Consider the following 22,501-nt stretch of genomic DNA (forward strand, 5'->3'; position numbering starts at 1 on the left):
CCCTTTATCCTCTCGCCCACTGCTGAAATATGGCAAGCTTTTTTTTATCTCCGAGCAATACTAAAACATCTCCTGCATCAATATGATGATTGTGTCCTTCCACCGCGAAGCTAAAGCTGTTTTCTCTCTCATGATCCACCATCGCCAGTAAAATCAGATCAAAGTCTCCTCTAAAATCGGTATCAAACAGATACGTACCAACCAAAGGTGACATTTTTGCTATCTTTACTTCCAGTACGCCCATTCCATCATCTTCGTACAATATCTCATGCAAGACCTGAGTAACGTTTGGTTTAGAGATGATATCTCCAATGACATTCGCCGCGATCTGTAATACCGGCATCACTTTGTCCGCTCCGGCGCTTTTCATCTTGAGCATACTCTCATTGTTTTGGGCCAATGCAATGATAAAAATCGATTCAAATGAAGCACGAAGCGAGATCGTTAAAAAAACATTCTCTGCGTCATTATTTAACGCACAAAAAACGCTCAATCGCCGAACATCGAATCGTTTTTCAATCACATTCCATTCATCGCCTAAATCAAAAAGCTCAGCATCTAACCCATCATTGTGTGCCGCATTCATTTCAGCAGTCGTTGAGACGAACAGAGTGATTTCGCGGTAAATACTCTGAATTTGTTTGAGAATCTGTTTTGAGTATTCGTTGTATCCGAAAATTGCAGCATAGGTTCGTTGCATCATACGCTCCTACGATGTAGTTTGGTTTTAAATTCGTTCAACAAAACAGGATTGGCCAATAAGATAGCGACATCCCCTTCTTTGAAACATTCCGATGCATCGGGGTTAAAACAAAATGCCTTATCCTCTTTATGAAAAATTCCCAAAACACTCAGACGACGTACAAACAACGGCTCTTCAAGCAACGTAAAAAAGACTTTTTCCATCCCTTCTTGAACTACGACTTCATCGATAACCGTCGAAGTATGCTCCGAACGAAGCGCATGTATCGCTTCAAATGCTACCGGTTGAACTGAAAGAATTTTTCCCATCAAACCGATCAGTTCTTGTGGATTGATAATTACGTCAATTCCCGCCATCTGAAGTTTTCGACGATGTTCTAAATGGTGTAATATCGAATACAAAGGGACATGTTTTGTCATTTCACGAATCGTCAATGCCGTAAAAATATTGGCAACATCACTCTCATGGAGTAAAAGAATCGCTTCGATTTGATGGGCAAAATTGATTTTAAGATGACTGTAGGTCTCCATCGATGCAGAATCATACTGTAGCGCTAAAAAGCCGTGTGATCGGGCCTGCGCCAAAAGAAGCGGATCTTTTTCGAGGATTACGATAGGAATTTGACGCTTATGGAGTTTTTTAATCACTTCAAAACTCAGCATCGAAAAACCGCAAATCAGATAGAACCGCTTTAATCGATTCACATCATCGATCAATTTTTCCTCTTTGATCTCATCGAGTTTTTCAGTAAAAGCCGAAACAACGATTGAAGTGGCAAAAGAGATAACCGCAATCCCCAGTACAATGACCACCATTGCAACGACACGGCCTTCTGAGGTTACCGGAATAATATCTCCGTATCCAACGGTAAAAATCGTTACCACTGCCCAATAGACCGCATCAAAAAGGGTATTAACCGGTGACTCGGGATTGTTCGCTTCCATAACATAAATAAGTACCGATGCGATCATCGTAACGATCATCGTAAAAATAATCAAGGTAAAAAATTCAAACTTTTTCGAGGAGAGAATTGAGAGAAGCCGACGGAGACTCTTCGCGTAACGGAAAAGTTTGAGAACACGGAACAAAATAAACACCCGCAACATTCGCAATTCATGGAAAAATGGCATAACGGCCAATAAATCGATAATCGCCGAAGGAGATCGGATAAACTCGAATTTACGCGACATCGCCAGTCCAATCGCTTTTCTCAAAGAAAACTGTCGATGGAGAAAAAGATCTTGTTCGTATTGCTCGATAATCGATTTAGAGGAGTCACTATAAACCCACAATCGTAAGAGATATTCCAATAAAAAGATAACCGAAATAATATAGTTATTAAAGAAAAGCCATCCGGAAGAGAGCTCATTTTTAACCTGACGTATCAGGATATAAACACTTATAAAAATAAGTGCGATCATGAAAAGATCAAAGATTTTTTTGTAGTGATACTGATGGTTTTCTAAAAGATTATAAACGTTGTTTTTTACTTTACGATAGGGATGGCAAGTTTGGAGAAAATAAGCTGCATCGACGACCCATTTTCCCAACATCCGTTCCCTTTACTGAGAAAGTTTAGCTTGGAGGATTTCGTTCAGCGTATTCGGATTTGCTGAACCTTTAGAGGCTTTCATCGCTTGACCGACGAAGAAACCGAACAGTTTATCTTTACCCGATTTATATTCGGCTACTTTATCGCCGTTTGCGGCTAGAATCTCATCGATAAGCGCTTCGAGGGCACCCGTGTCACTCACTTGCTTAAGCCCCAGTTTTTCAATCGCTTCATCGATATCGCCGCCATTGTTTTCTAAAAGATAGTCGAGAACCTCTTTGGCTGCTTTACCGCTGATAACAGACTCTTCGATCCGCTTTACGAGGGTTCCGAGCATTACAGCACTTATTGGAGATTCAAATGCACCCATCCCCCCTTTTAGACGTCCTTGTAGCTCTACTGTGAGCCACGTAACAGCATTTTTAGCACTAATACCGCACTCTAACATCGATTCGAAATAATGGGCATTTTCGAGTTCCGCCGTAATAACTGCCGCATCGTACTCACGAAGACCAAACGCATTCACAAAACGCTCTTTTTTCGCATCGGGAAGTTCTGGAATATTGCAGACATCGGCATACATCGCATCGTCCACGATCACTTTGAGCAAATCCGGTTCAGGGAAATAGCGATAATCGGCCGCTTCTTCTTTACCGCGCATTGAGCGGGTCTCTTGTTTTACTTGGTCAAACAATCGTGTCTCTTGAACGATCTCGCTCTCATAGATACCGTCTTCCCACGCCTCTTTCTGACGGGCTACTTCGAGTTCGATTGCCCGTTGAATAAAGCGGAAACTGTTGATGTTTTTGATCTCGACGCGGGTATAAAGCTTCTCATCACCCTTGGGACGGATAGAGACGTTGACGTCAACACGAAATGATCCCTCTTGCATGTTCGCATCCGAGATATCGATATAACGGACGATTGAGTGGAGCTTTTTGAGATACAAAATCGCATCTTCCGCCGAACGCATATCGGGTTCAGAGACGATTTCGAGTAACGGTGTTCCCGCACGGTTTAGATCCACTTTTGAAATAGCGCCATCATGGATATTTTTCCCTGCATCCGCTTCGATATGGGCACGGTTGATACGGATCGTTTTGTGACTCCCGTCTTCAAAATCGATCACCAATGTTCCGTGTTCGACAATCGGAGTATAAAGCTGTGTAATTTGGTACGCACTTGGACTGTCGGGATAAAAATAGCTTTTACGGTCAAAGAACGACGTACGGTTGATCGTCGCACCGACTGCCGTTCCAAACATCCCCGCTTTACGAACTGCTTCTTTGTTGAGTACCGGCAATGCACCCGGAAGAGCTAAACAGGTCGGACACGTGTTGGTATTTTGGGTGTGATTAAAGCTGGTAGGGCATGAGCAAAAAAGTTTGGACTGGGTATTAAGCTGGACGTGAACTTCCAAACCGATAATGGTTTCAAACATACGAAAAATTCCTTGGTTTATATAAAATATCGGATAGAGGCAAAACCATAGGGAGTGCACTCTTCAACCGCTTTTATCTGCTCTTGGGTCGTAATTCCGCCCAACGCAAAAATAGGTACTCTTATTTTAGCCACTATTTCTTTTAAATCCTCTAAACCCTTGGGTTCTCCTTTGTTCGGAGAGGTGAAAATCGGGCTGTAGGTGATCGCATCGGCACCCAACACTTGTGCTTTTAATGCTTCACCATGAGTATGAGTGCTGATAATGACGTATAGCCCCCGCTTTTTTGCTTCGGCAATATCTTCAAATTGCGACGATGTTAGATGTACACCATCGGCATTTAATTTCTGAGCCAGTACATAATCGCTATGAAGCAAAACATGAGGGACTTTATATTCCCGTGAGATTGTTACAAAGACATGTGCGAGTGCTGCATAATCAGGAGCTTGTTTGTCTCTGAAAAGGGCAAAATCGGGAAGAGCTTGTGAAAACACAGCATTTAGCGATGATTCAAGAGAATCGACACTGCTGCCGTAGTAAGAGGGGTCGGTAATTAGATAGGTTTTCACGCGTCCGTAGAGGAACGTTTTACACTTTCCCGAATCTCTTCGAGAAGTTCGTTTTGTTTCGCAATCATATCATTACGTTCCCGTGCCATCGACATCGTCTCTAACACCAAGAGTAAAAATACTGCCAAAAAGATAAAGATGAAAGTAAACATTAACGCGGGAACGATACCGAGGAAAACGAAAGATTGGAAAGTAACCCAGGCTCCGATAATAACAAAAGCCCAGGATACGCCTCCGAGGAAGCTTAAAAGTGCGTCGAACGTACTTCGCTTCATATAGAGGGCTTAGTGGTCGTCGTGAAGAAGAACTGCACCGCCGAGGTAAACGTAGGTGAGCATCATGAAAATGAACGCTTGCAAGAAAGCCATAAATGTCAACAATGCAAACGGGATCATCGGAAGCAACCAAGGAGCCAACATCAAGATTACCATCAAGAACATGTCGTCCCCTTTGACGTTACCGAACAATCGGAAGCTCAAAGAGATGATACGTGAGATATGAGAAACAATCTCGATCGGGAACATCAACCATGCTAACCACCATACAGGACCCATAAAGTGTTTGAAGTAGCTGATGATACCGTTACGGCGGATACCTTCAAAGTTATAGTACACGAAAACAACCAATGCCAATGCAAGGGTGAAATCCAAAAATGCACTCGGTGCTTCAAAACCGGGAATAACTCCGATAATGTTTGCGATACCGACGAAAAGACCGATCGTTGCAACGAGTGGAAGATAACGGCGAGCTTCCGCTTTACCCATAACATCCGCACCCATAGCAAGAACGCCGCTAAGATAAGCTTCCATAACGTTTTGTGTCCCTGATGGAACAAGACGAAGATTTGACGTAGCCAATTTCGCGATAATCAACACGATTGCTGCTGTAAGCAACATGTGTGTGAGGAAAATGAAGCTATGATCGTGGCTATAAAGGCCAAAGAAGGTAAACAACTCACCCATAGGTAGCGTCCTTTGCAATAGAAATATTAACGGGATTTTACCGTAACCCAGATTAAATTCCTATAAACCCATATAACGTACTTCCCTATTTGCGCTTATATTATCATCATCAATCTATTTTTGAAGCACTCGACAAGCAGTATGTATGAGGAAAAAAGAGGCATATTTTGTGAAGACCCCAGATGAACTGGGGGAAAGAAATTTATTTAGGGCCAAATGTCGTAAAAATGTACTCTGCCATTTTTTCATCGGAAATTTTACCTTCACGATCTTCAATGACTTTCAAATTTTTACGCATTACCGAGTGATACGATTGACTATCAAAATCTTTGCTTCTTAGATCCATCAACTTACGATAAACCTCATCTTGAGTATAGACATTGAGCGGAGGACCGTAAATATTGCTTTTTTCTTGAGAAGATGTACCTTGCGCCGTTGCTTCTTCGACCGTTGTTCCCGCTTGTTCTTTAAGCTTCGGAACTCCGTTTGCCTTAATCCCGTGACAGTTGGCACATCGCTCTTTATATATATTTCCCATTTTATTTGCCGCTTTAGCAGCATACACATTCGTCATCAATAATGACGCAAGCCCGATCATAAGTAAACCCCGTGTTTTCATCAACAGCTCCTTAATCGATATAGTTAATAATAACACTTTAGATTTAAAAAAGTCTTATAATTTCTATAAACTCAGGTGACGTAATTCTCTCTTAGCGGTAGTAATATCATTCTCAATCGCCTGTTTCAAAGAATCAAGGGAATCGAATTTCTCATTTTTACGCAAAAACTTTACAAAACTGATCGATGCCCTCTCACAACTCTCAATCGTTTCACCTAGTATATGGCTCTCGATCGCATAACTTCCATCCGTAGTGACACGATGCCCTACAAAAACGACAGAGGGGTGAAAATGTTCCTCATCATCGATACGTGTCAATGCGGCATAGACCCCTTCATACGGAAGAAGAAAACCCGGACATTCGAGATTAATCGTAGGAACGAGATCGGTTTTCCCGATCCCCTGCCCTTTAATCACCGAACCTTTTACGCAATAATTATGTCCCAAAAAGCGGTTGGCTCCGGTGATATCTCCGATTTGGATTTTGGTTCGTATTTTATGCGAATGAACGGAATCGTTATCAATGCTTACTTGATCCACAACTTTGACTTCGCCTGAAAATAATTCACCTAAATTGCTATGCGAATAACGGCGGTTTTTTCCAAAGTGAAAATCGTATCCAACAACGATTTTATTCAAATGGGGAAAACGCTCTTTGAGCATAGCAACGAATTCTGCCCCTTCCAAATGACGAATATCATCAAGGGAATAATAAACAATCGGATAGTGACTATAGTGTTCCCGCTCATTTCCGGGTGTTAGGTTGGCGTATCCCGTCTCAATAACGACAATCGCCCCTTTTTCCCCTAGCTGTTCAAACAACTGCTGATGCCCGATGTGCATCCCGTCAAATCCGCCGATGGCAATGGAGTCAACCTTTGACAAAGCCATAGCATGTCTCCTGATTTCCCTCTTTTCCAGCTATATGGGCAACCTCTTTAGCGACCAGTTTCCATCCCATCAGTGCACACGCATCTTCGAGACGGATCATCGCTTTGCCTATCGCCTTGTCGTCTTTTACGACGCCGTTTTTATCCCGTTTCACTTCACGTCCCACTTGAAACTGCGGTTTGAAAAGGAGAACGATGTATTTCGATGCGAGTCGATCGATCGATTCGAGGATCAGTTCGAGGGGGATAAACGCCACATCACACGTGACGATCTCGTAAGGGATTTCAGCGCTGAAAACTCGAATATCGGTATTTTCATGAACACTGACACGCGGCTCACTGCGCAAACTCGGATGAAGCTGATCGCTTCCGACATCCACACACGTGACACTCGCGACATCCTTTTCCAAAAGAACTTGGGTAAATCCACCCGTAGAGGAACCGATATCAAGGGCGCGAAGTCCGTTCAACTCCCACTCCGTATAGGGGAGAAACCCTTTTAGTTTGATGGCGGCACGGCTGACGTAGAGTTCCGTATCGGCAATCGTAACGCTCATCCCCTCCGCTACATCAAACGACACTTTATCGACAATCTTGCCATCAACACTGATCGCGTGCTCTTTAATCAGCTGCTGCGCTTTATTACGGCTCTCAACGAGTCCATTTTCTACCAAATAACTATCAAGTCTCATAGTGTTCCATTATCTTTTAATTCGTTATCGTGACATAACTTTGTTTAGGATACCATTGCGCGAATGTTTTCAGGTAAGGATTTTTTATGCAATCAGTTCATGTGGTAGTCATCGGAGGAGGATACGGCGGCATTCGTGCAATCGAACATTTAGCCAATAACACACATATTACGATCACACTTATCGATAAAAATCCTTACCATTATATGCAGGCTGAAGTCTATGATTTCATCGCCAACAAAGTAGATATGTCCCACGTGATGATCGATCTTCCCTCACTCTGCAAAAGTTTCGGGTTGGTCCAATTTATCTGTGACGAAGTGAGCGGCATCGATCCTCTCTCCTCTACCGTTTCAACAGCGACACAAAGTATCCAATACGATTATCTCATTATCGCCACCGGAAGCCGAACCTATTTTCCCGATTTCATCAAAGGGCTTCGCCAACATTCCCACGGAGTCAAAAGTATCCCCTCCGCACTCGATTTCAAACAGCAGTTTGAACGCTCCCTCCTTAACCGTATCGAAGCACAAAGTCGCGAGTGTGAAGTAAAACCTTTTAATATCGTGATCGGAGGAGCAGGGCTTTCCGGAGTAGAGATCGCCGCAGAGATGGCGGCATACGCCAATAGTTTTTATCAAAACGGAAATTTCGGGTGCCGAGGGGTAGATGTCTACCTCATCGATGCGTATGAGAGTATCCTCTTTGGGATGGACCCGTTTTTGATTGAGAGTGCGTATGAGCGCCTTATCAAACTGGGTGTTCACGTCTGGCACAACAACCGTATCAGCGAAGTACGTGCCAACCAAATTCTCCTCGATAACGGCAAAATACTGGATTTCGAATTTATGATTTTCACAGGGGGTATTGCCGCATCGACCCTCACCCAATATCTCGGATTTGAGACAAACACCAAAGGGCATTTGATCGTCGATGAAAACCTCAATATCCCAAACCATCCGAATATTTACGCTATCGGCGATATCACACAAGCTCTGAATGAAGAGGGGAAATTTATCCCTCCGACCGCTCAGCTTGCCGAACGTGGAGGTGAGAGCGTTGCTCGAAATATTATTCTCTCACTGAGGGGAAAAAGCAAACAGCCGTTTCGGTTTAAAAATCAAGGGGTAATGATTGCATTAGGGGGTGAATACGGAGCGGGCTTGCTCCCCGGAGGGATCAAGGTCAAAGGGTATATCGCCTATTTAATCAAAAAGACTATTTTTCGCCTTTACACTAACCCCTTGCGTCGTCGTAGTGCTATCGGAAAGCGACGATAACTCTCGAAACTCGCTCTCGGTGAGCAATGTTACTCCCAACTCGACCGCTTTATCGTACTTACTCCCCGCATCTTCTCCGTACACCACATAATCGGTCTTTTTCGACACGGACGAAGCGACTTTCGCCCCTAATCCCTCTAATATGGCTTTGATACTATCGCGCGGCACCGACATCGATCCCGTAATCACGACGCTTTTCCCTTTAAACGGGTTCTCTGCCGCTTCCACTTTGATAGGGGCTACGGGATTTAAAAGTGTGCGCAATGTTTCAATCTTCTCACTATTAACACGGGAAAATTCGAGGATCGATTCGACCATCTCACCGCCGAAACCTTCCAACGCTAAAATCTCTTCACGGCTCGCACGATCAAACGCCGTCCCGAATGCACCGCACAATGTTTTCGATGCAACTTCACCGATATGCTCGATCCCCAACGCATTGATAAAACGCCAGCAATCGCACCCTTTGACCGCCGCAATCGCCTCGATGAGATTACGGCTTTTTTTCTCTTTGAACCCTTCCAATGAAAGTAGCTGATCCATCGTGAGACCGAAGAGATCACTGAGTTCACGCACCATACCCGCACTGTGGAGCGCTTCGACGATTTTATCCCCTAACCCGTCGATATTGAGACATTGTTTGGAGGCAAAATAGATGATTGAGTTCACCACCCGCGCTTCGCATGAGAGGTTCTGGCATTTGATCAACGCCCCCTCATCGAGTAGTTCTGAATGACAGACGGGGCAATGCTTCGGTCGGTGGATGATCTGCTCACTACCGTTACGCTCACTCGCGATCACCTTGACGATTTTCGGGATCACATCACCGCTTCGTAAAATAATGACTTTGTCCCCGATCCGAATATCTTTGCGCTCGATCTCATCGAAATTATGAAGCGTCGAACGCTCTACCGTTACCCCCTCGATGTCCACCGGCTCGACGATGGCGACAGGGGTGACAACACCGCTGCGCCCCACCTGCATGATTACCTCGCGCAAAGTTGTGAGTTTCTCGATGGCAGGGAATTTATACGCCGCCGCCCATCGGGGATTTTTGACCGTATAGCCCAGTTCATCTTGCACCGCGATAGCATCAACCTTGATCACCATCCCATCGAGCAACATCGCGAAATTATCCCGCTCAACCCGCATCTCATGGTAAAACGTCTCGATCTGATCCGCACTCTCACACAAATGGGTCATATGAGGATTACGAAATCCCAGAGCATAGACCCACTCCATCCGCTCGGAGAGGTTTTTGATCTCCAAGTTATTGGCTCCAATACCGTAAGGCATAAAGACCAAACGGCGTGACGCGGTGATGCGGGTATCGAGCTGACGGAGGCTTCCCGCCGCCGCATTTCGCGGATTGGCAAAAAGAGACTCGCCGTTACGGGAACGTTCCAGATTGATCTTCTCAAAATCCTCTTTGAAAATCACCACTTCACCCCGAATCTCTATCCGCCCCGTATAGGGGATTGTGAGGGGGATACTCTGAATCGTTTTGGCGTTTTGGGTCACATCTTCCCCCTCGACACCATCCCCGCGCGTGATCGCCTGAGTCAGTACACCGTTGTCATAAATGAGGTTCAAACTCGCCCCGTCAAACTTCGGCTCACAGTAAAAGCGGACATCACCGTATCCTTTTACGATACGATTCACCCACGTCTCCAACTCCTCGCGGTTAAAGAGGTCTTCGAGGCTCCACATACGGCTAAGATGCTGTGCCTTGTCAAACTTGTCCTGCGGTACGTCTCCGACCCGCTGTGTCGGAGAATCGGGGATAATCTGATCGGGATGTTCACCCTCATACGCCACGACTTTGTGGTAGAGGATGTCGTACTCCTCGTCGGTCGTGATCGGATCATCGAGGACGTAATAGTGATAGGAGTATTTTTGGAGCTGTTTTACGGCAGTTTTGTATTCGGTTTGGGTCATTAAGCTTCTCGTCTTTTAATCGGCAATGTAAATTTTTTTATGATTTTACGCAAAACTAGATAAATAAGAAGCGGATGTCCTTTTCTGTTTAGCCAGAAAAGTACACAAAAGAGCATACCGCGATCCAAGAACGCTCGTTCCTCCCGGCACTACTGCCTCCGGAGCGGCTCTAGGTGATGGATCACGGGAATCTTTTATGTAAATATTTTCGCGTTCCGCGAAAACAATCAGCACTCGGCCTTTCCGGCATAGGCTAAAAGCATCCTGCCCCTTTATTGTTTAGTCTCTATCATGCTTATTGCCGTGACCTTTGTTCCCATGATCATTACCTCGGCCATTGTCCCGATTGTCATACCCGCGATCAGAGTGTCTTTCCTGATAACGCGGAACATACTCGCGCTCGTACCAGTCATCGCGCACAAATAAGACCCGCTCGCCGCAAGCGCGGTATTCGTGACAGTGCTTCTTCCAGTTTTTGGCATGCCCAGGCGGGACGCGCAGATAGAGTGGCGGGCGATGCATCGATACTCCCCGTTCAACAATTATCGGTTGAGCGTAGAGCACCCTTGGTTGCGGGAAATTGCCAATGTCGATTTGGCCATAGAATCCAGGCTGACCGATGCTAACCGAAACACCGACGTCGGTAGCGAGTGCCGGGACAGTGAGAGTGGCAGCGGCAATTGCCGCTGATAGGAGAAAACGCTTCATGATGACCCCTTTTTTCTGTAATATTTTTACTATAACATAAAATGATATAAAATGACATATTTTATAGATTCTGCTAGGAAATGAGAAAGGTTGCAAGAAAAGGGGATGGATTTACAGCTAAGATATTTATTTCTCGCTCCCACTCTCCGGAGTAGGAGTGTATATTGTCAGTCTGCATTCCCACTTGGAAAGTGGGAATGCGTGAAAAGTGGAAACGAGGAATATATCCGCTAAACCTTAGCAAGCCAATTAATCATCATGATTCTTACAACACGCTGCAAATTTCTTAATTCTATTCCATCATTCATTTCTACAACAGGACCAGAAATTCTCCCGACCATATCATGGGAAAGAAGCTTCCCCGCATGACCGATCAACGATCTGCGTTCGTAAAGTTTCTTCACATACTTTTTAAACTCAGGACTATCATTACCATAGTCCCTTGAAAATGCGAGAAATTTTTGCGTTACTTTATATTTCTCTTGACCACAATCATCACACTTCTCGATTTTTACATCCTTATTTTCATACACGATTAAAGCTTCAATACCTGAAACAAAACCAATATATGCAAGACTATGGGATATTGCCCAAGTGCGGGATGAGCGTTCAAACAAAACACATGCAGATAAAAATGCTTCTTTTCTAGCTTCATCCAACAAAAAATATTTATCCAACAGCAAAGAAGTAGAGTCACTAATCATAAATGGCTCACCTAAAAACGCTTCTTTACTATAGTATTGTTCAAATTGAATCTCAGGAATACAATCAATATCAATATCTGTCAGTTCTCCACCGAATTGACTTAGCCCTTTCCAGAAATAACCCACATTACGTTCAACTGAAATCCAATCCCTATCTGTATCACATAAAACCCATCTTCGACCATTTTCTTCTTTGCTAATGACATATTTTGTAATTACAGATAATACACACAGGATTTCATCCTGCTTTGTAAAATCATATCGTGACTCAAGAATCCTTTCATCAAAGCTATCTGGGTTAGGATATTCAGAAAGTGTCCTTTCAAGCTCTTTTTTACCAATTGGATTATACATATACTCAATAACAAGAGGGTACTCACCAATAGCATATTGTGGCTTTGGTGCTTCCTCAGGCAGGGACATTATTTGAAGCACATCTTTATAACGGTAAGAGCCTTTTATTGAGAATGAAGAAAATGCAACAAACCTCAATAGAGTTTTTCCATCATTTTGAAATGTTCTTATTGCCATAGGATTTTCCACATCATTAAAGGGGAACTTTTACAGCCGTACAATCTTCGCCCCGAATCCACCCAAATGCTGTGGCGCATCACTAAAGCTTTTAACACTCGGATGCTCTTTTAGAAACTCTTTGACGGCAAAGGAAAGTTTCCCCGTTCCGATCCCGTGATAGATAATCACCTCATCAAATCCCTGCAACAGTGCATCGGAGAGGAATTTATCCATCCGCTCACACGCCTCTTCTCCTCGCAATCCGTGAAGATCGAGTTTGAGACCGCTTTTTTGATCGATTTCAGAGGTAACGGTTACTTTAGGCTTCTTCGGGAGGTTGCCGCTGGGTTTTAGATCGGTCAGTTTGACACGTAAGCGCATCCCTTCCACCTCAATCATCGCATCTTTGGCTCCGACGCTCACGACGGTTCCGCGCTGGGCGCGGTATTTGACTGTCTGCCCCACTTCGTACTTGATCGGTTCGGGTTCCGCGATTTTGATCGGTTCGGGTTTTGGCAATTTCGCCTGCGCTTTGTTCAGCTGACGGTGGATTGCCGCCATATCCATCCCTTTTGCCGCCTCTTTCGCTTCGCGGATCGCTTCATCGTATCCCGTTCGGAGTTTCGCTTTTTCGGCATCGAGTTCTACCCGTAGGTGTTCCCGCGCCTCTTTGAGTGCGCTCTCTTGGGTTTTGAGGGATTCAAGCCGTTCATCGACCTCGCGGTTCTTTCGCTTCAGCTCACGTTCTAACTCACTCCCCCGCTCGATGAGGACGCTCAGTTTCTCGTGGTTTTCACCGTAGAGCGATTTAGCACGGGTGATGATGGCAGGGTTGATTCCGTAACGGGTGGCGGTCTCGAACGCGTAGCTCTTACCGATCACCCCTTGTAAAAATTCATAGGTCGGTAAACGGCGCTCTTCATCGTACAATGCCGCCATCAGCTCTACATCGTCCCGATCCGCCATCAATGCGGCGAGCCGTTTGTGGTGGGTGGTGACGATGATCTTCTGACCCCGTTTGATCAGCTCATCGAGGACGATGGCAAAAAGTGCCGCTGCTTCGTCACTGTCGGTTCCAAGTTCGATCTCATCCACCCCGACCAGAGCGCTTTTATGCTCGAACAGATAGCTAAACTGTACCATCCGCCCCGCAAAGGTGGAGATGTCGTTGCTGACGCTTTGGGGATCGTCGATCACCGCTTCGATCCGTTTGAAACTCCCGATCCGTGATTTGTGAGGATTGATCTTCATCGGGATAAGATATTTCGCCATCAAAGCCACCGAGAGGAGCGATTTGAGGAGCATCGTTTTACCCCCCGCATTGACCCCCGTAATCATCAGGAGATTGGAGCGAAAATCGACGCTGATCGGTTTGGGTTTATGGATAGCGGGATGGGAGAACTCTTTGAGAACGATATCGCCGTTATTTTGAGGCTTGAGAATCGCGAAATCTCTCGCACGAGCAAAGAGTACCCGCGCTTGATAGTGGTCGTACCGATCAAACTCGCGGTCAATAAATCCGATAAAAGGGACGAGATTGGAGAGTTTCGCACTAAATCGTTTCGCATACTCGTAGAGCTTGCTTTCCCGCTCCTGCAACACATAACGCAACTGCTCTTTGGAACGGAGCACCGAATCGGGGGCAACATAGAAAAACCCCGCTCCTGTCCGTCCGACGACGGAGCCTTTTAGGACATGGTTGAACCCGCCGCGCACCAAGAGGGTCTCTTCGTCGTTGATGTAGTGGATTTGGGTATCGACGAGGTAGGGGGTGAGTTTTTGGGTGTGAAAGAGCCGTTTGATGGAGTCGTTGATCTCTGTTTTGATCGCTTTGATCCGCTGTGCGATTTTATGGAGCTCCTCATCACGCGACTCGATAAAGTTCCCCTCATAATCGAAATAATCATCGATCTCATTAAAGGGTTCGGGGATGATGATCGTCCCCATCCATTCGCCGATAAGGCCTCCGAACTCGTGGTTACGCATCAATCTAAAGTAGCGGACGACTTTGAGGAGTTCATGGATCTCTTCGAACCGTAAAACCCCCTGCTTTTTGAGGTGGTTGATGATGCTCTCAAACCCGACACTCTTCGGCGGGGCTTTAAACTCTAACGCATCGAGAGCTTGGATATAGCGGTAATGGCGTTCCTGATCTCCCTGCATTGCAATGTTTTGCTCACGGGAGAAGAAATGCTCTAATGAGGCGATATGAGGGAGAAGATCGAGCTTGCCGAAAAGCTCGGCGAGGTTAGAGGAGAGAGCACTCATTGACACTCACGTGCATTGATAATTTGCTGATAATGTTTACTTCCGCGATTGCCGACAAAACTTTGAGTCCCTACACTGTACCCGAACGTTGAGTTGTTCACCTCAATCCCTCGACATACCAGCGTTTCACCCTGCTGATATTTAAGCTCGACTTCGCTTACTTTTGCACGGTCACGATCCATCGATACGTTATACATTATGGCCGCAGTAATAATCAATGTTACTACGAGAGAAATAATCCCTTTTTGTTTTCCGCTAAGCTCCGTAAAATAGTGCAACAACGCAAATACAAGGGCGACGATCCCGAACCATACTAAATAACCCATAATTTACTTGGTTCCCCGTAGTTGATAGGTCAAATCCCCTGCCCCAAATCCGACAATAAGATCGTGATCATAGGTTTGAACCACGGTATCACCGATAATCGATTCGATCGTATCCCCCGCGCGGTGAAGTTTATCACTCATCGTAAGGTTATAGTGTCCGAAACGTCCTGTGAAATCGATCTCACGCACCTCTTCGCTCGCCGCCCATACGGGGAGGATAACCAGTTCGGCACACCCTTCGAAACACGCTACAAATGCATCGAGATTATCGATGGTACGAGAGTATTTGTGCGGCTGCCAGATAGCGATAATCCGTTTGAAACCTTTGAGTTCCGCATAGATTTTAAGCGATTCCATCGTCGCTTTGATCTCGGTCGGATGGTGGGCGTAATCGTCGATGATAACACGGTCAGAGCCTTTAAAAATGACGTCAAACCGTTTCTTGATCCCTTTAAAATGGAGAATATTCGCACGGATCGCCGCAAGACTCATCGTCTGAGCCGCCGCCAAAATCGCCAAACTCGCATCCATCGCGATGTGCTCACCGAATCCCCACACTTCGAACTCTCCCATATTTTTGAGGGTGAAATGGGTGTAAGGTTCATCATCGAGGAGGATATAACGGATATTAGTAATATCCTGACTCGGATAAAGACGAATCGCATCGTACGTCAATGTCGACATAAAAGGGTCTTCCGCATTGATAATACGAAGGGGTGCCATCTCAACAAAACGGCTGTAGGCGTTATGAAATTCATCGATGTTGTAATGGTAATACTCCATGTGTTCCGGTTCAGCGTTCGTGACAATCGAGCAGTACGGATTTGAGTTGAGAAAACTTCCATCAGACTCATCCGCTTCGAACAGCATTACATCGGTACTTCCGTCATAGCGGACGTTGGAGCCGAAATCTTTGGACTCCGCACCGATGATCGCACTTCCGCTCATGATCGACGCCAAAATCGCCGTCGTCGTACTTTTACCGTGTGCACCGCACACCGCGTACACTTTTTTCTCTTTGAGGATACGAAGCAGCGCATCACGGCGGTGAAGTACTTCGATTCCTCTGTTTTTGGCTTCAACTACTTCAACATTCGTGTCACGAATGATCGCTGAATGGATCACTAGATCACACCCTTGCGGGATATTGGCCGCATCGTGTCCGATGAAAACTTTGATCCCGCGATCAAGGAGACGCTGCGTGATATGGGTTGCTTTCATATCCGAACCGCTCACCTCATGACCGCTGAAACGCATGTATTTGGCCAGACCCGAAATCCCGATCCCGCCGATCCCGATAAAATGGATTTTCATGCGCCGATCTCCTTTTTAAAAAAACTGATATAAAATTTCCCACCATCCTGCGTTGCGGCCATATCGACATACTCATCAATAAAATCATCAAACGGAATTTGTGCATCGCAGAGCGCACGGTGGACGCTCATCGCCGCGCCGAATTCCTCATCATTGCTGATCCCGCCAAGCACTTCAAAAAGCGCACTGGCATCGGTTACAGATCCCGCACTGTAATGCTCAATCGCGTATTCGTACAAGGCTCGAAGCGTCGCGAAATCCTGTACTTCGCTCATATCGAGTTTTTCGAGATTCTCCAGCGCATTGGTGAGACGCTCCAGTGCAAGATCGAGGATATTGGCGTAATAGGCCATCAACGTATCTTCATCAAAACTCTCATGGGCTTTGGATTCAAGAACGTACAACGAGGCGATATCCCCCTCACTCTGTGCTTGGAAAATTTTATCTTTTAACTGATTCATGAGAGTGCCTCCTTCAGGCGATTAAGTGCTTGGATCGTACGAACCGTCTCTTCGACGAGGGCGATGCGGATATAGCCGATGCCGGGATTTTCCCCTGATGCATCATTGCGTGCCAAGAACTCTCCCGGCAACACTTTCACGTTATAGTCGCGATAGAGTCTTTGGGTAAATTCGAGAGCATTAGGTACTTTGAGCCAAACGTAAAAGGTCGCATCGGACGTTTCAATGCCCAGAATCTCCTGCGCCGCTTTGAAATTCTCCGCATAGACAGTACGTGTCCGTTCGACATGGTACTCATCCGCCCACGCCATCGCCGCTGCCGCTTGTAACGGCAAAGGTGAAGCACATCCGACATAGGTACGATACTGCGCGTACCCTTTTAAAATTTCTGCGTCTCCGGCGATAAACCCGCTGCGAAGCCCCGGTGCTGACGAGCGTTTGGAGATCGAGTTAATGACGAGGACATTTTTAAACGACGTATTCCCCACATAAACCGAGGCTTCGAGAAGCGACGGCACTTTTTGATCCGTGTAAATCTCGCTGTAGCACTCGTCGTTGATGAGGCAGAAGTTATGTTTGAGCGCAAGTTTCACCCATTCTCCTAACTCATCAAGTGATAATACCGATGCCGTCGGATTGTTCGGAAAATTCAATATGACCAAATCACACTCAGAAAGTTCCGCTTCGTTGATGATCGGTTTAAACCCGTTTTGCTCGGTCAGATTGAGGTGAATCACTTTCGATCGAGAAGCGATTGCCGCACCCTCGTAAATCTGATAAAACGGATTAGTATACGCCATGACGGGGCTTTGTTTATCGAAGAGATAATATTGGGGAAAATTAAAGAGCACTTCCCGCGTCCCAAACGAACTCACCAACTCATCAACTTTCAGCTTCACCCCGAAACGGCGTTCGACGAAACCGCGCATGGAGTCGTTCAGATACGCTTCCCCTGCCGTTTTCGGATAGCGGCGCAGCTCTTCGGAATGTTTGGCGATTGACTTTTGAATAAAGGCGGGGGTTTCGAACTGCGGTTCACCGATGGTCAAAGCGATCGGTGAATAGGCAGAATTGGGAGTTATCCCGTCTAATAAAGCGGAGAGTTTTTCAAATGGGTACGGTTCAAAATGCAAAGGACGGTCTTTGTAATGGAATTTAATGGATATATTATAGCGTCCCAAGGCTGTATTTAAATTATATCATGAAGGAATGTGACACGATGAATGCCATTCCCTCACTATGTTTTGTAGGCTGGCAAAGGTTCCGGTTTTCCGAAAAAATATCCTTGTGAATAATCGATTCCAAGTTCTTTAACTTTATCCGCAATGGGTTCAGAAGAAACAAATTCGGCGATTGTTTTGGCACCGATTTTCTGGGAAAACTCAATAATGGTTTGAACTACTATAGCATGACGCTGCTCGTGATCTATGTTCCGGATTAAAGAGCCGTCTATTTTGATGTAATCTACATTGAGCATCAAAATATTTTCGAAACTGGAATATCCTGATCCGAAATCGTCAATTGCAATTTTTGCCCCTTCATTTTGCATCTTTTGAATAAACAAAGAGACTTCCTTGTAGTTTTCTATCCCCTCTGATTCCAAAATTTCAAATACGATCCGATTTGCAGTATCCGTTCTTCGGATAGTGTCCAAAATAAAATCTACCGTATCCGACGATAAAATATCGCGAGCAGATAAATTGACTGAAAATCCTTCGGGTCGTAAACGAAAGGTTTCGCATGCCTGTCGGATAACTTCTTTTGTGATTTCAGTATAAAGTTTTGTCTTTTGAGCAACCATCAAAAAATCACCGGGAAGGAGTATCGTTCCATCTTCCATCACCATGCGTACTAACGTTTCGTATTTTTTTATTTTTCCCGAGGCCGCTTCGACAATCGGCTGATAATAGCATATGATTCGTGAGGAAAGTAAAGCTTGGCGTATTGCTTGAGAAAGAGAGAGATAGTGTTTTGCTTTTTGTTCGGTAGAGTATTCTTTTTTGTAAACAACAATGGATTGTTCTGTTTGTTTAGCGAGGTGCAACGCAATGTCTGCTTGCCCAAGAAGATCTTTTTGTCCGATCGCAATTCCTACGGTAACATTCAGATTTAGAGTCTCTCCATCAATGATATATACTTTCTCATGAAGCGCTTGAACCATTGAACGAAAATCTGCTTCTATCTGGTCGCCTTCATCCGCAACAGCTTTAAAGATGACAAATTCATCACCGTTAAGGCGATAGACTTTTAACCTAAAACTTTGAAGTTCCTTCGCAAATTCTCGAAGAATCTTGTCGCCGATCGCAATACCAAAAAAATCATTTACCTCTTTGAAATCATCTATATTGACAATAGCAATTCCTTTAAACCCATCAATCATAAGGTCTTGCTGTAATTGCATTCGGTTCGGTAGTTCTGTTAGAGGATCAATGAGTGCTTGACTGAGTATTTGGGCACTTTTTTCATCCACAAGCCTTTCGAGATTTTTATTCATATAACGAAGCTGGTGCGTTGCCTTATCGACCAATAGACGCAGCCTTCGATTGGTTTTATAAAAATGTGCCCGATACAGAAGCAAGAGCGGCAATAAAGCAAAAAACAAAACTATGCTTTTAATCGCTTCACTAATGATCGTCTCTCTAGCTCTAATCTCCATTGACTTATTGTCTATATCGACACCCATCAGATATCGCATTCCTGATTTTGTGGTGTAGGGGACAAAAATACTTCGAAAACTCCCCCATTCATCCGTATCATTATCAAGGTCATAGACAATATTCCCACTTTCCAATGCGGTGATCATTTTAGGATAGTACTCATACGAATCAAAATAACGGGTGAGCTTCTCACCGGTAAGAAGTTCCTTTTCCAAGGCACTGCTGGAAGTAAATCGGAGAGTATCGTTCGCATCTAAAATAATGGTGTAGATATATTTAACGTGAGCCTCTTGGGCAAAATTTGAAAGGGCAAGGATATTTTTCATATCTTCCCTTTCGGAAACAACTTTTCCGGATTTGATTTGATTGTGAAAGTCATCTCCAACAATATGACGTGCAAGTTGTGCTGCGGTTAAAAGCTTTTCGTTACAATCTTTGTCGATTTTTTCAATTTCTCTATAATATTGAGAAAAACCTATAATGACAACCCACACTAAAAAAAAAGAGATAGCCAATGTAATTTTGATCTTTAATTTTGTAGTGTATTTCATCAATACTCTTTCTCCAACAAATCAACAATATGAATAAATGAATAATATTTTCTTGCTTTCATTTAAACGCATAGTATCATAACTTTTTATAAGATATATTTGTAAAATAGTTGAGAAGCTATTCCTTCTACTAAAGCGATGAGTTTTTCAAATGGATAGCGTTCACAATGCGATGAACGGTCTTTGTAATGGAATTTGTTGTTATATTATAGCGTGACGGGGCTGTAATTTATTTTATCTCTATCGGCACACGCAGTGTGTCGACATAACGTGCCATCTTCTCACCCATTGCCAATCCGAATAAAGCAACAAGACTGATTGTAATTAAATTCAATAATGCAATAGAAATAAAAAAAGTGAAATTTTCTGTTCTATTACCTAGTACGAAATAAGTCGTATACACTGGAAAAAATCCCCCTAATGTTATCAAACGCCATAATAAAAAACGATACTCCCTTTTTAGATATCCCAAAACCAAACTAAACGGGAATTCAACAATAAAAGCACCGATCAGTGTACTAAGATTGACAGAAAACAAAAGTATCGCAAATTTTCCCCAATACGAAGGGTGATTAATCTGAATCCATTCTTTGATAAAAGATGAAAAAAATCCAAATTGAGGGCTCATCGAGATTGCTAAAAAACCAACTCCAATCGAGGCAACGGTAAGCATCAACTGATACTGCCAAGGAATTCCTTTTGCCTTTTCGCTCGATGTTTTTAACTCACGATCAAACCACTCTGCCGATCGTTTTAAAAAAGGAATTACCATAAGAACAAGGGACAGAATACTACTCAAGATTAAATACAGATTTTCTCGAAATTCACTTGTATTGCTTAAATTCAACAAAGCATACAGAACAAGAAAAAATGTCAATAAAAAAAATGGCATCATGAGCACCAAAAACAAATTTCTTGCCCAGTTACGTCCTTGCCAGATACCGAAGATCGATATCGAAATGATCAAAAAATATATGAAAGCCCACGTCTGAGTTGTATCCGTCAAAAAGGAAATCAGTTTGATCCCGAATAGGACTCCAAAAATAATCACGAAAACTTTAATTGTCCACGGTCTTTTTAACTCTATATTTTTTTCCATCAAATTCTCATTATTTAGTTATTTTTTAATATTTAACACCAAATATTGTAGCAAAATTTATTCTGATTTTCCGAACGTTCACCCTGAGCCTGTCGAAGGGAAATTTCTTCATGGTTCGACAAGCTCACCACGAACGGAACTTTAAAAATTTTCAATCAACCTTGAACACTCTTCCAAAATTATTTCCGGAGCGGATTTAGCAATATCAATGTATTGCGCAAAAGGCTCGACTATCTCTGTTTCATAGACATATTTTTCCCTATTTAATCCATTGATAGCACTTTGAAGTATTTTGATATTTTCAATACTTACCGCACCTTTTTCTACAATAGAAGCCAATATATTTGGATCTTTTGAAAGGGCTACCGCTATGTCGATAATATCCCTTGTTTTATTTTGAGCATTTCGAAAAACGATTTTTTTTGCAATGATGTCGGAGATGCTTTCAACGTAAAGGTTGATAGGGAAAAGTTCCAGCGATGAATCGATCAAAGGAGGCTCGATAAAATCTGCCGAGACGAGAATATCAACTTTGATATTATTGTTAGATAAAAGACCGACATGGTGTGCTTGATCGATATATTCACTGCTATTAAAGTGGCGTGATTCCTCGATCCATGTTTTCGGACTTAGATAGTTCAAAACCTGCTGATCGGTAGCGAACAAATCGATATCAAAACTTTTACGGTGTTGAAAATAGTAAATAGCAAGCGCCGTTCCCCCTCCAAAACGTAAAAGAGAACTATTTTGATTCGGCAGATACCCGAATCGCTCTTCGATCAGCCATCTAAATGCGTTAATCTGCTCTCCGTAATGCTCTCGAATAAAATCAAGCTTATCCATTTAAAATCTTACTGAGACTTTTTTTCGGAATGCGATAGTAAGTTGCAAATGCAATAATCTCTTCGTGAGTGGCTTCAGTTTTGATCACATCGAGCGCGTATTTTTCAACCGATGTTTCAGGTTTATCCCCTACAAGAAGCTTTTTTATATCTGAGGCTTTGAGGTGTTTTTTAACATTTCCGATGGAGCAGTTCACTGTCGCCAAAAGCATCTTAGGTGCTTGCTTCTTTGTTGCATCTTTTATGAACCCTAATGCAACCTCTTTTGGCATTGCAGTGAGCATCGCCGCAAGATTTTTCTTTTCAGGATTTTTTTTCCAATCATGCAACGTTGAAGGAGGTACGCCGAGCAATAACGCGATCTCTTTGGTTTTCATGATGGTCTCCTTTTTGATATTTAACAAATTATACG

22 protein-coding genes are annotated in these 22,501 nt (G+C 43.9%); 1 reads left to right on the top strand and 21 read right to left on the bottom strand.

The genetic code is table 11. The features are described 5' to 3' along the window. Positions 1-4 precede the first annotated feature (4 nt). The 9 genes from B649_RS08055 to B649_RS08095 form a co-directional block, all read right to left on the bottom strand. Positions 5-700, bottom strand: a complete 696-nt coding sequence (locus B649_RS08055) for an NAD-binding protein (RefSeq protein WP_015654029.1) — start codon at positions 698-700, stop codon at positions 5-7. Beyond that, a complete protein-coding gene (locus tag B649_RS08060) occupies positions 700-2,256 on the bottom strand; it encodes an ion transporter (protein ID WP_015654030.1) in 1,557 nt (518 codons plus the stop codon). Before B649_RS08060 ends, B649_RS08055 begins: the two co-directional genes overlap by 1 nt. A 9-nt stretch (positions 2,257-2,265) precedes the next feature. Further along, positions 2,266-3,696, bottom strand: a complete 1,431-nt coding sequence (gene gatB, locus B649_RS08065) for an Asp-tRNA(Asn)/Glu-tRNA(Gln) amidotransferase subunit GatB (RefSeq protein WP_015654031.1) — start codon at positions 3,694-3,696, stop codon at positions 2,266-2,268. Between the two features lie 17 nt (positions 3,697-3,713). Beyond that, on the bottom strand, positions 3,714-4,265 hold the full coding sequence (locus tag B649_RS08070; RefSeq protein ID WP_015654032.1) for a thiamine phosphate synthase: 552 nt from the start codon (positions 4,263-4,265) through the stop codon (positions 3,714-3,716). After that, positions 4,262-4,417 (bottom strand): hypothetical protein, encoded by a 156-nt coding sequence (locus B649_RS12575; RefSeq protein WP_291750857.1) that lies wholly within the window; start codon positions 4,415-4,417, stop codon positions 4,262-4,264. The genes B649_RS08070 and B649_RS12575 overlap by 4 nt, the downstream gene beginning before the upstream one ends. 132 nt (positions 4,418-4,549) lie before the next feature. After that, the gene (locus tag B649_RS08080; RefSeq protein WP_015654034.1) at positions 4,550-5,227 is read right to left on the bottom strand and encodes a F0F1 ATP synthase subunit A; all 678 of its coding nucleotides are present in this window, start codon (positions 5,225-5,227) and stop codon (positions 4,550-4,552) included. Between the two features lie 202 nt (positions 5,228-5,429). Next, entirely contained in the window at positions 5,430-5,846 is a 417-nt protein-coding gene (locus B649_RS08085) for a c-type cytochrome (protein WP_015654035.1), read from the bottom strand. A gap of 63 nt (positions 5,847-5,909) precedes the next feature. Continuing rightward, positions 5,910-6,737: a bifunctional riboflavin kinase/FAD synthetase gene (locus tag B649_RS08090; RefSeq protein WP_015654036.1), complete on the bottom strand. Its 828-nt coding sequence runs from the start codon at positions 6,735-6,737 to the stop codon at positions 5,910-5,912. Next, the gene (locus B649_RS08095; protein WP_015654037.1) at positions 6,718-7,428 is read right to left on the bottom strand and encodes a TlyA family RNA methyltransferase; all 711 of its coding nucleotides are present in this window, start codon (positions 7,426-7,428) and stop codon (positions 6,718-6,720) included. The genes B649_RS08090 and B649_RS08095 overlap by 20 nt, the downstream gene beginning before the upstream one ends. An 86-nt stretch (positions 7,429-7,514) precedes the next feature. Between B649_RS08095 and B649_RS08100 the strand changes: the two genes are divergently transcribed. Further along, positions 7,515-8,708 (top strand): FAD-dependent oxidoreductase, encoded by a 1,194-nt coding sequence (locus tag B649_RS08100; RefSeq protein WP_015654038.1) that lies wholly within the window; start codon positions 7,515-7,517, stop codon positions 8,706-8,708. On the opposite strand, the gene ligA is transcribed toward B649_RS08100, so the two are convergent. The 12 genes from ligA to B649_RS12275 form a co-directional block, all read right to left on the bottom strand. Continuing rightward, the gene (ligA, locus tag B649_RS08105; RefSeq protein ID WP_015654039.1) at positions 8,634-10,646 is read right to left on the bottom strand and encodes an NAD-dependent DNA ligase LigA; all 2,013 of its coding nucleotides are present in this window, start codon (positions 10,644-10,646) and stop codon (positions 8,634-8,636) included. The genes B649_RS08100 and ligA overlap by 75 nt on opposite strands. Before the next feature lie 279 nt (positions 10,647-10,925). After that, on the bottom strand, positions 10,926-11,354 hold the full coding sequence (locus B649_RS08110; protein WP_015654040.1) for a hypothetical protein: 429 nt from the start codon (positions 11,352-11,354) through the stop codon (positions 10,926-10,928). Positions 11,355-11,584: 230 nt separating this feature from the next. Then, a complete protein-coding gene (locus tag B649_RS08115) occupies positions 11,585-12,589 on the bottom strand; it encodes a hypothetical protein (protein WP_015654041.1) in 1,005 nt (334 codons plus the stop codon). A 30-nt stretch (positions 12,590-12,619) separates the two neighbouring features. Continuing rightward, positions 12,620-14,839: an endonuclease MutS2 gene (locus tag B649_RS08120; protein ID WP_015654042.1), complete on the bottom strand. Its 2,220-nt coding sequence runs from the start codon at positions 14,837-14,839 to the stop codon at positions 12,620-12,622. Beyond that, complete coding sequence (locus B649_RS08125) at positions 14,836-15,165, bottom strand: hypothetical protein (RefSeq protein WP_015654043.1); 330 nt, start codon at positions 15,163-15,165, stop codon at positions 14,836-14,838. Before B649_RS08125 ends, B649_RS08120 begins: the two co-directional genes overlap by 4 nt. A gap of 3 nt (positions 15,166-15,168) precedes the next feature. Beyond that, a complete protein-coding gene (murC, locus tag B649_RS08130; protein ID WP_015654044.1) occupies positions 15,169-16,479 on the bottom strand; it encodes a UDP-N-acetylmuramate--L-alanine ligase in 1,311 nt (436 codons plus the stop codon). Beyond that, entirely contained in the window at positions 16,476-16,940 is a 465-nt protein-coding gene (locus B649_RS08135; protein ID WP_015654045.1) for a hypothetical protein, read from the bottom strand. Before B649_RS08135 ends, murC begins: the two co-directional genes overlap by 4 nt. Beyond that, positions 16,937-18,073: a succinyldiaminopimelate transaminase gene (locus B649_RS08140; RefSeq protein WP_015654046.1), complete on the bottom strand. Its 1,137-nt coding sequence runs from the start codon at positions 18,071-18,073 to the stop codon at positions 16,937-16,939. Before B649_RS08140 ends, B649_RS08135 begins: the two co-directional genes overlap by 4 nt. Positions 18,074-18,177: 104 nt before the next feature. Further along, the gene (locus B649_RS12270) at positions 18,178-20,148 is read right to left on the bottom strand and encodes a bifunctional diguanylate cyclase/phosphodiesterase (protein WP_015654047.1); all 1,971 of its coding nucleotides are present in this window, start codon (positions 20,146-20,148) and stop codon (positions 18,178-18,180) included. Positions 20,149-20,377: 229 nt separating this feature from the next. Continuing rightward, complete coding sequence (locus B649_RS08150) at positions 20,378-21,247, bottom strand: hypothetical protein (RefSeq protein ID WP_015654048.1); 870 nt, start codon at positions 21,245-21,247, stop codon at positions 20,378-20,380. Between the two features lie 141 nt (positions 21,248-21,388). Further along, positions 21,389-22,090, bottom strand: coding sequence for a nucleotidyl transferase AbiEii/AbiGii toxin family protein (locus B649_RS08155; RefSeq protein WP_015654049.1), 702 nt, complete (start codon positions 22,088-22,090; stop codon positions 21,389-21,391). After that, positions 22,083-22,466, bottom strand: a complete 384-nt coding sequence (locus B649_RS12275) for a helix-turn-helix domain-containing protein (protein ID WP_015654050.1) — start codon at positions 22,464-22,466, stop codon at positions 22,083-22,085. Before B649_RS12275 ends, B649_RS08155 begins: the two co-directional genes overlap by 8 nt. Positions 22,467-22,501: the final 35 nt, after the last annotated feature.

Origin of the sequence: Candidatus Sulfuricurvum sp. RIFRC-1 (assembly GCF_000310245.1) — a bacterium.
Taxonomy (GTDB): domain Bacteria; phylum Campylobacterota; class Campylobacteria; order Campylobacterales; family Sulfurimonadaceae; genus Sulfuricurvum.

Excerpts from the sequence above, each read along its gene's own strand:
- B649_RS08125 (WP_015654043.1), bottom strand. The coding sequence starts at position 15,165 with ATGGGTTATTTAGTATGGTTCGGGATCGTCGCCCTTGTATTTGCGTTG.
- B649_RS12575 (WP_291750857.1), bottom strand. The coding sequence starts at position 4,417 with ATGTTTACTTTCATCTTTATCTTTTTGGCAGTATTTTTACTCTTGGTG.
- murC (WP_015654044.1), bottom strand. The coding sequence starts at position 16,479 with ATGAAAATCCATTTTATCGGGATCGGCGGGATCGGGATTTCGGGTCTG.
- B649_RS12270 (WP_015654047.1), bottom strand. The coding sequence starts at position 20,148 with ATGAAATACACTACAAAATTAAAGATCAAAATTACATTGGCTATCTCT.
- B649_RS08100 (WP_015654038.1), top strand. The coding sequence starts at position 7,515 with ATGCAATCAGTTCATGTGGTAGTCATCGGAGGAGGATACGGCGGCATT.
- B649_RS08055 (WP_015654029.1), bottom strand. The coding sequence starts at position 700 with ATGCAACGAACCTATGCTGCAATTTTCGGATACAACGAATACTCAAAA.
- B649_RS08135 (WP_015654045.1), bottom strand. The coding sequence starts at position 16,940 with ATGAATCAGTTAAAAGATAAAATTTTCCAAGCACAGAGTGAGGGGGAT.
- B649_RS08120 (WP_015654042.1), bottom strand. The coding sequence starts at position 14,839 with ATGAGTGCTCTCTCCTCTAACCTCGCCGAGCTTTTCGGCAAGCTCGAT.
- gatB (WP_015654031.1), bottom strand. The coding sequence starts at position 3,696 with ATGTTTGAAACCATTATCGGTTTGGAAGTTCACGTCCAGCTTAATACC.
- B649_RS08080 (WP_015654034.1), bottom strand. The coding sequence starts at position 5,227 with ATGGGTGAGTTGTTTACCTTCTTTGGCCTTTATAGCCACGATCATAGC.
- B649_RS08155 (WP_015654049.1), bottom strand. The coding sequence starts at position 22,090 with ATGGATAAGCTTGATTTTATTCGAGAGCATTACGGAGAGCAGATTAAC.
- B649_RS08115 (WP_015654041.1), bottom strand. The coding sequence starts at position 12,589 with ATGGCAATAAGAACATTTCAAAATGATGGAAAAACTCTATTGAGGTTT.
- B649_RS12275 (WP_015654050.1), bottom strand. The coding sequence starts at position 22,466 with ATGAAAACCAAAGAGATCGCGTTATTGCTCGGCGTACCTCCTTCAACG.
- B649_RS08060 (WP_015654030.1), bottom strand. The coding sequence starts at position 2,256 with ATGTTGGGAAAATGGGTCGTCGATGCAGCTTATTTTCTCCAAACTTGC.
- B649_RS08090 (WP_015654036.1), bottom strand. The coding sequence starts at position 6,737 with ATGGCTTTGTCAAAGGTTGACTCCATTGCCATCGGCGGATTTGACGGG.
- B649_RS08095 (WP_015654037.1), bottom strand. The coding sequence starts at position 7,428 with ATGAGACTTGATAGTTATTTGGTAGAAAATGGACTCGTTGAGAGCCGT.
- B649_RS08110 (WP_015654040.1), bottom strand. The coding sequence starts at position 11,354 with ATGAAGCGTTTTCTCCTATCAGCGGCAATTGCCGCTGCCACTCTCACT.
- ligA (WP_015654039.1), bottom strand. The coding sequence starts at position 10,646 with ATGACCCAAACCGAATACAAAACTGCCGTAAAACAGCTCCAAAAATAC.
- B649_RS08085 (WP_015654035.1), bottom strand. The coding sequence starts at position 5,846 with ATGAAAACACGGGGTTTACTTATGATCGGGCTTGCGTCATTATTGATG.
- B649_RS08150 (WP_015654048.1), bottom strand. The coding sequence starts at position 21,247 with ATGGAAAAAAATATAGAGTTAAAAAGACCGTGGACAATTAAAGTTTTC.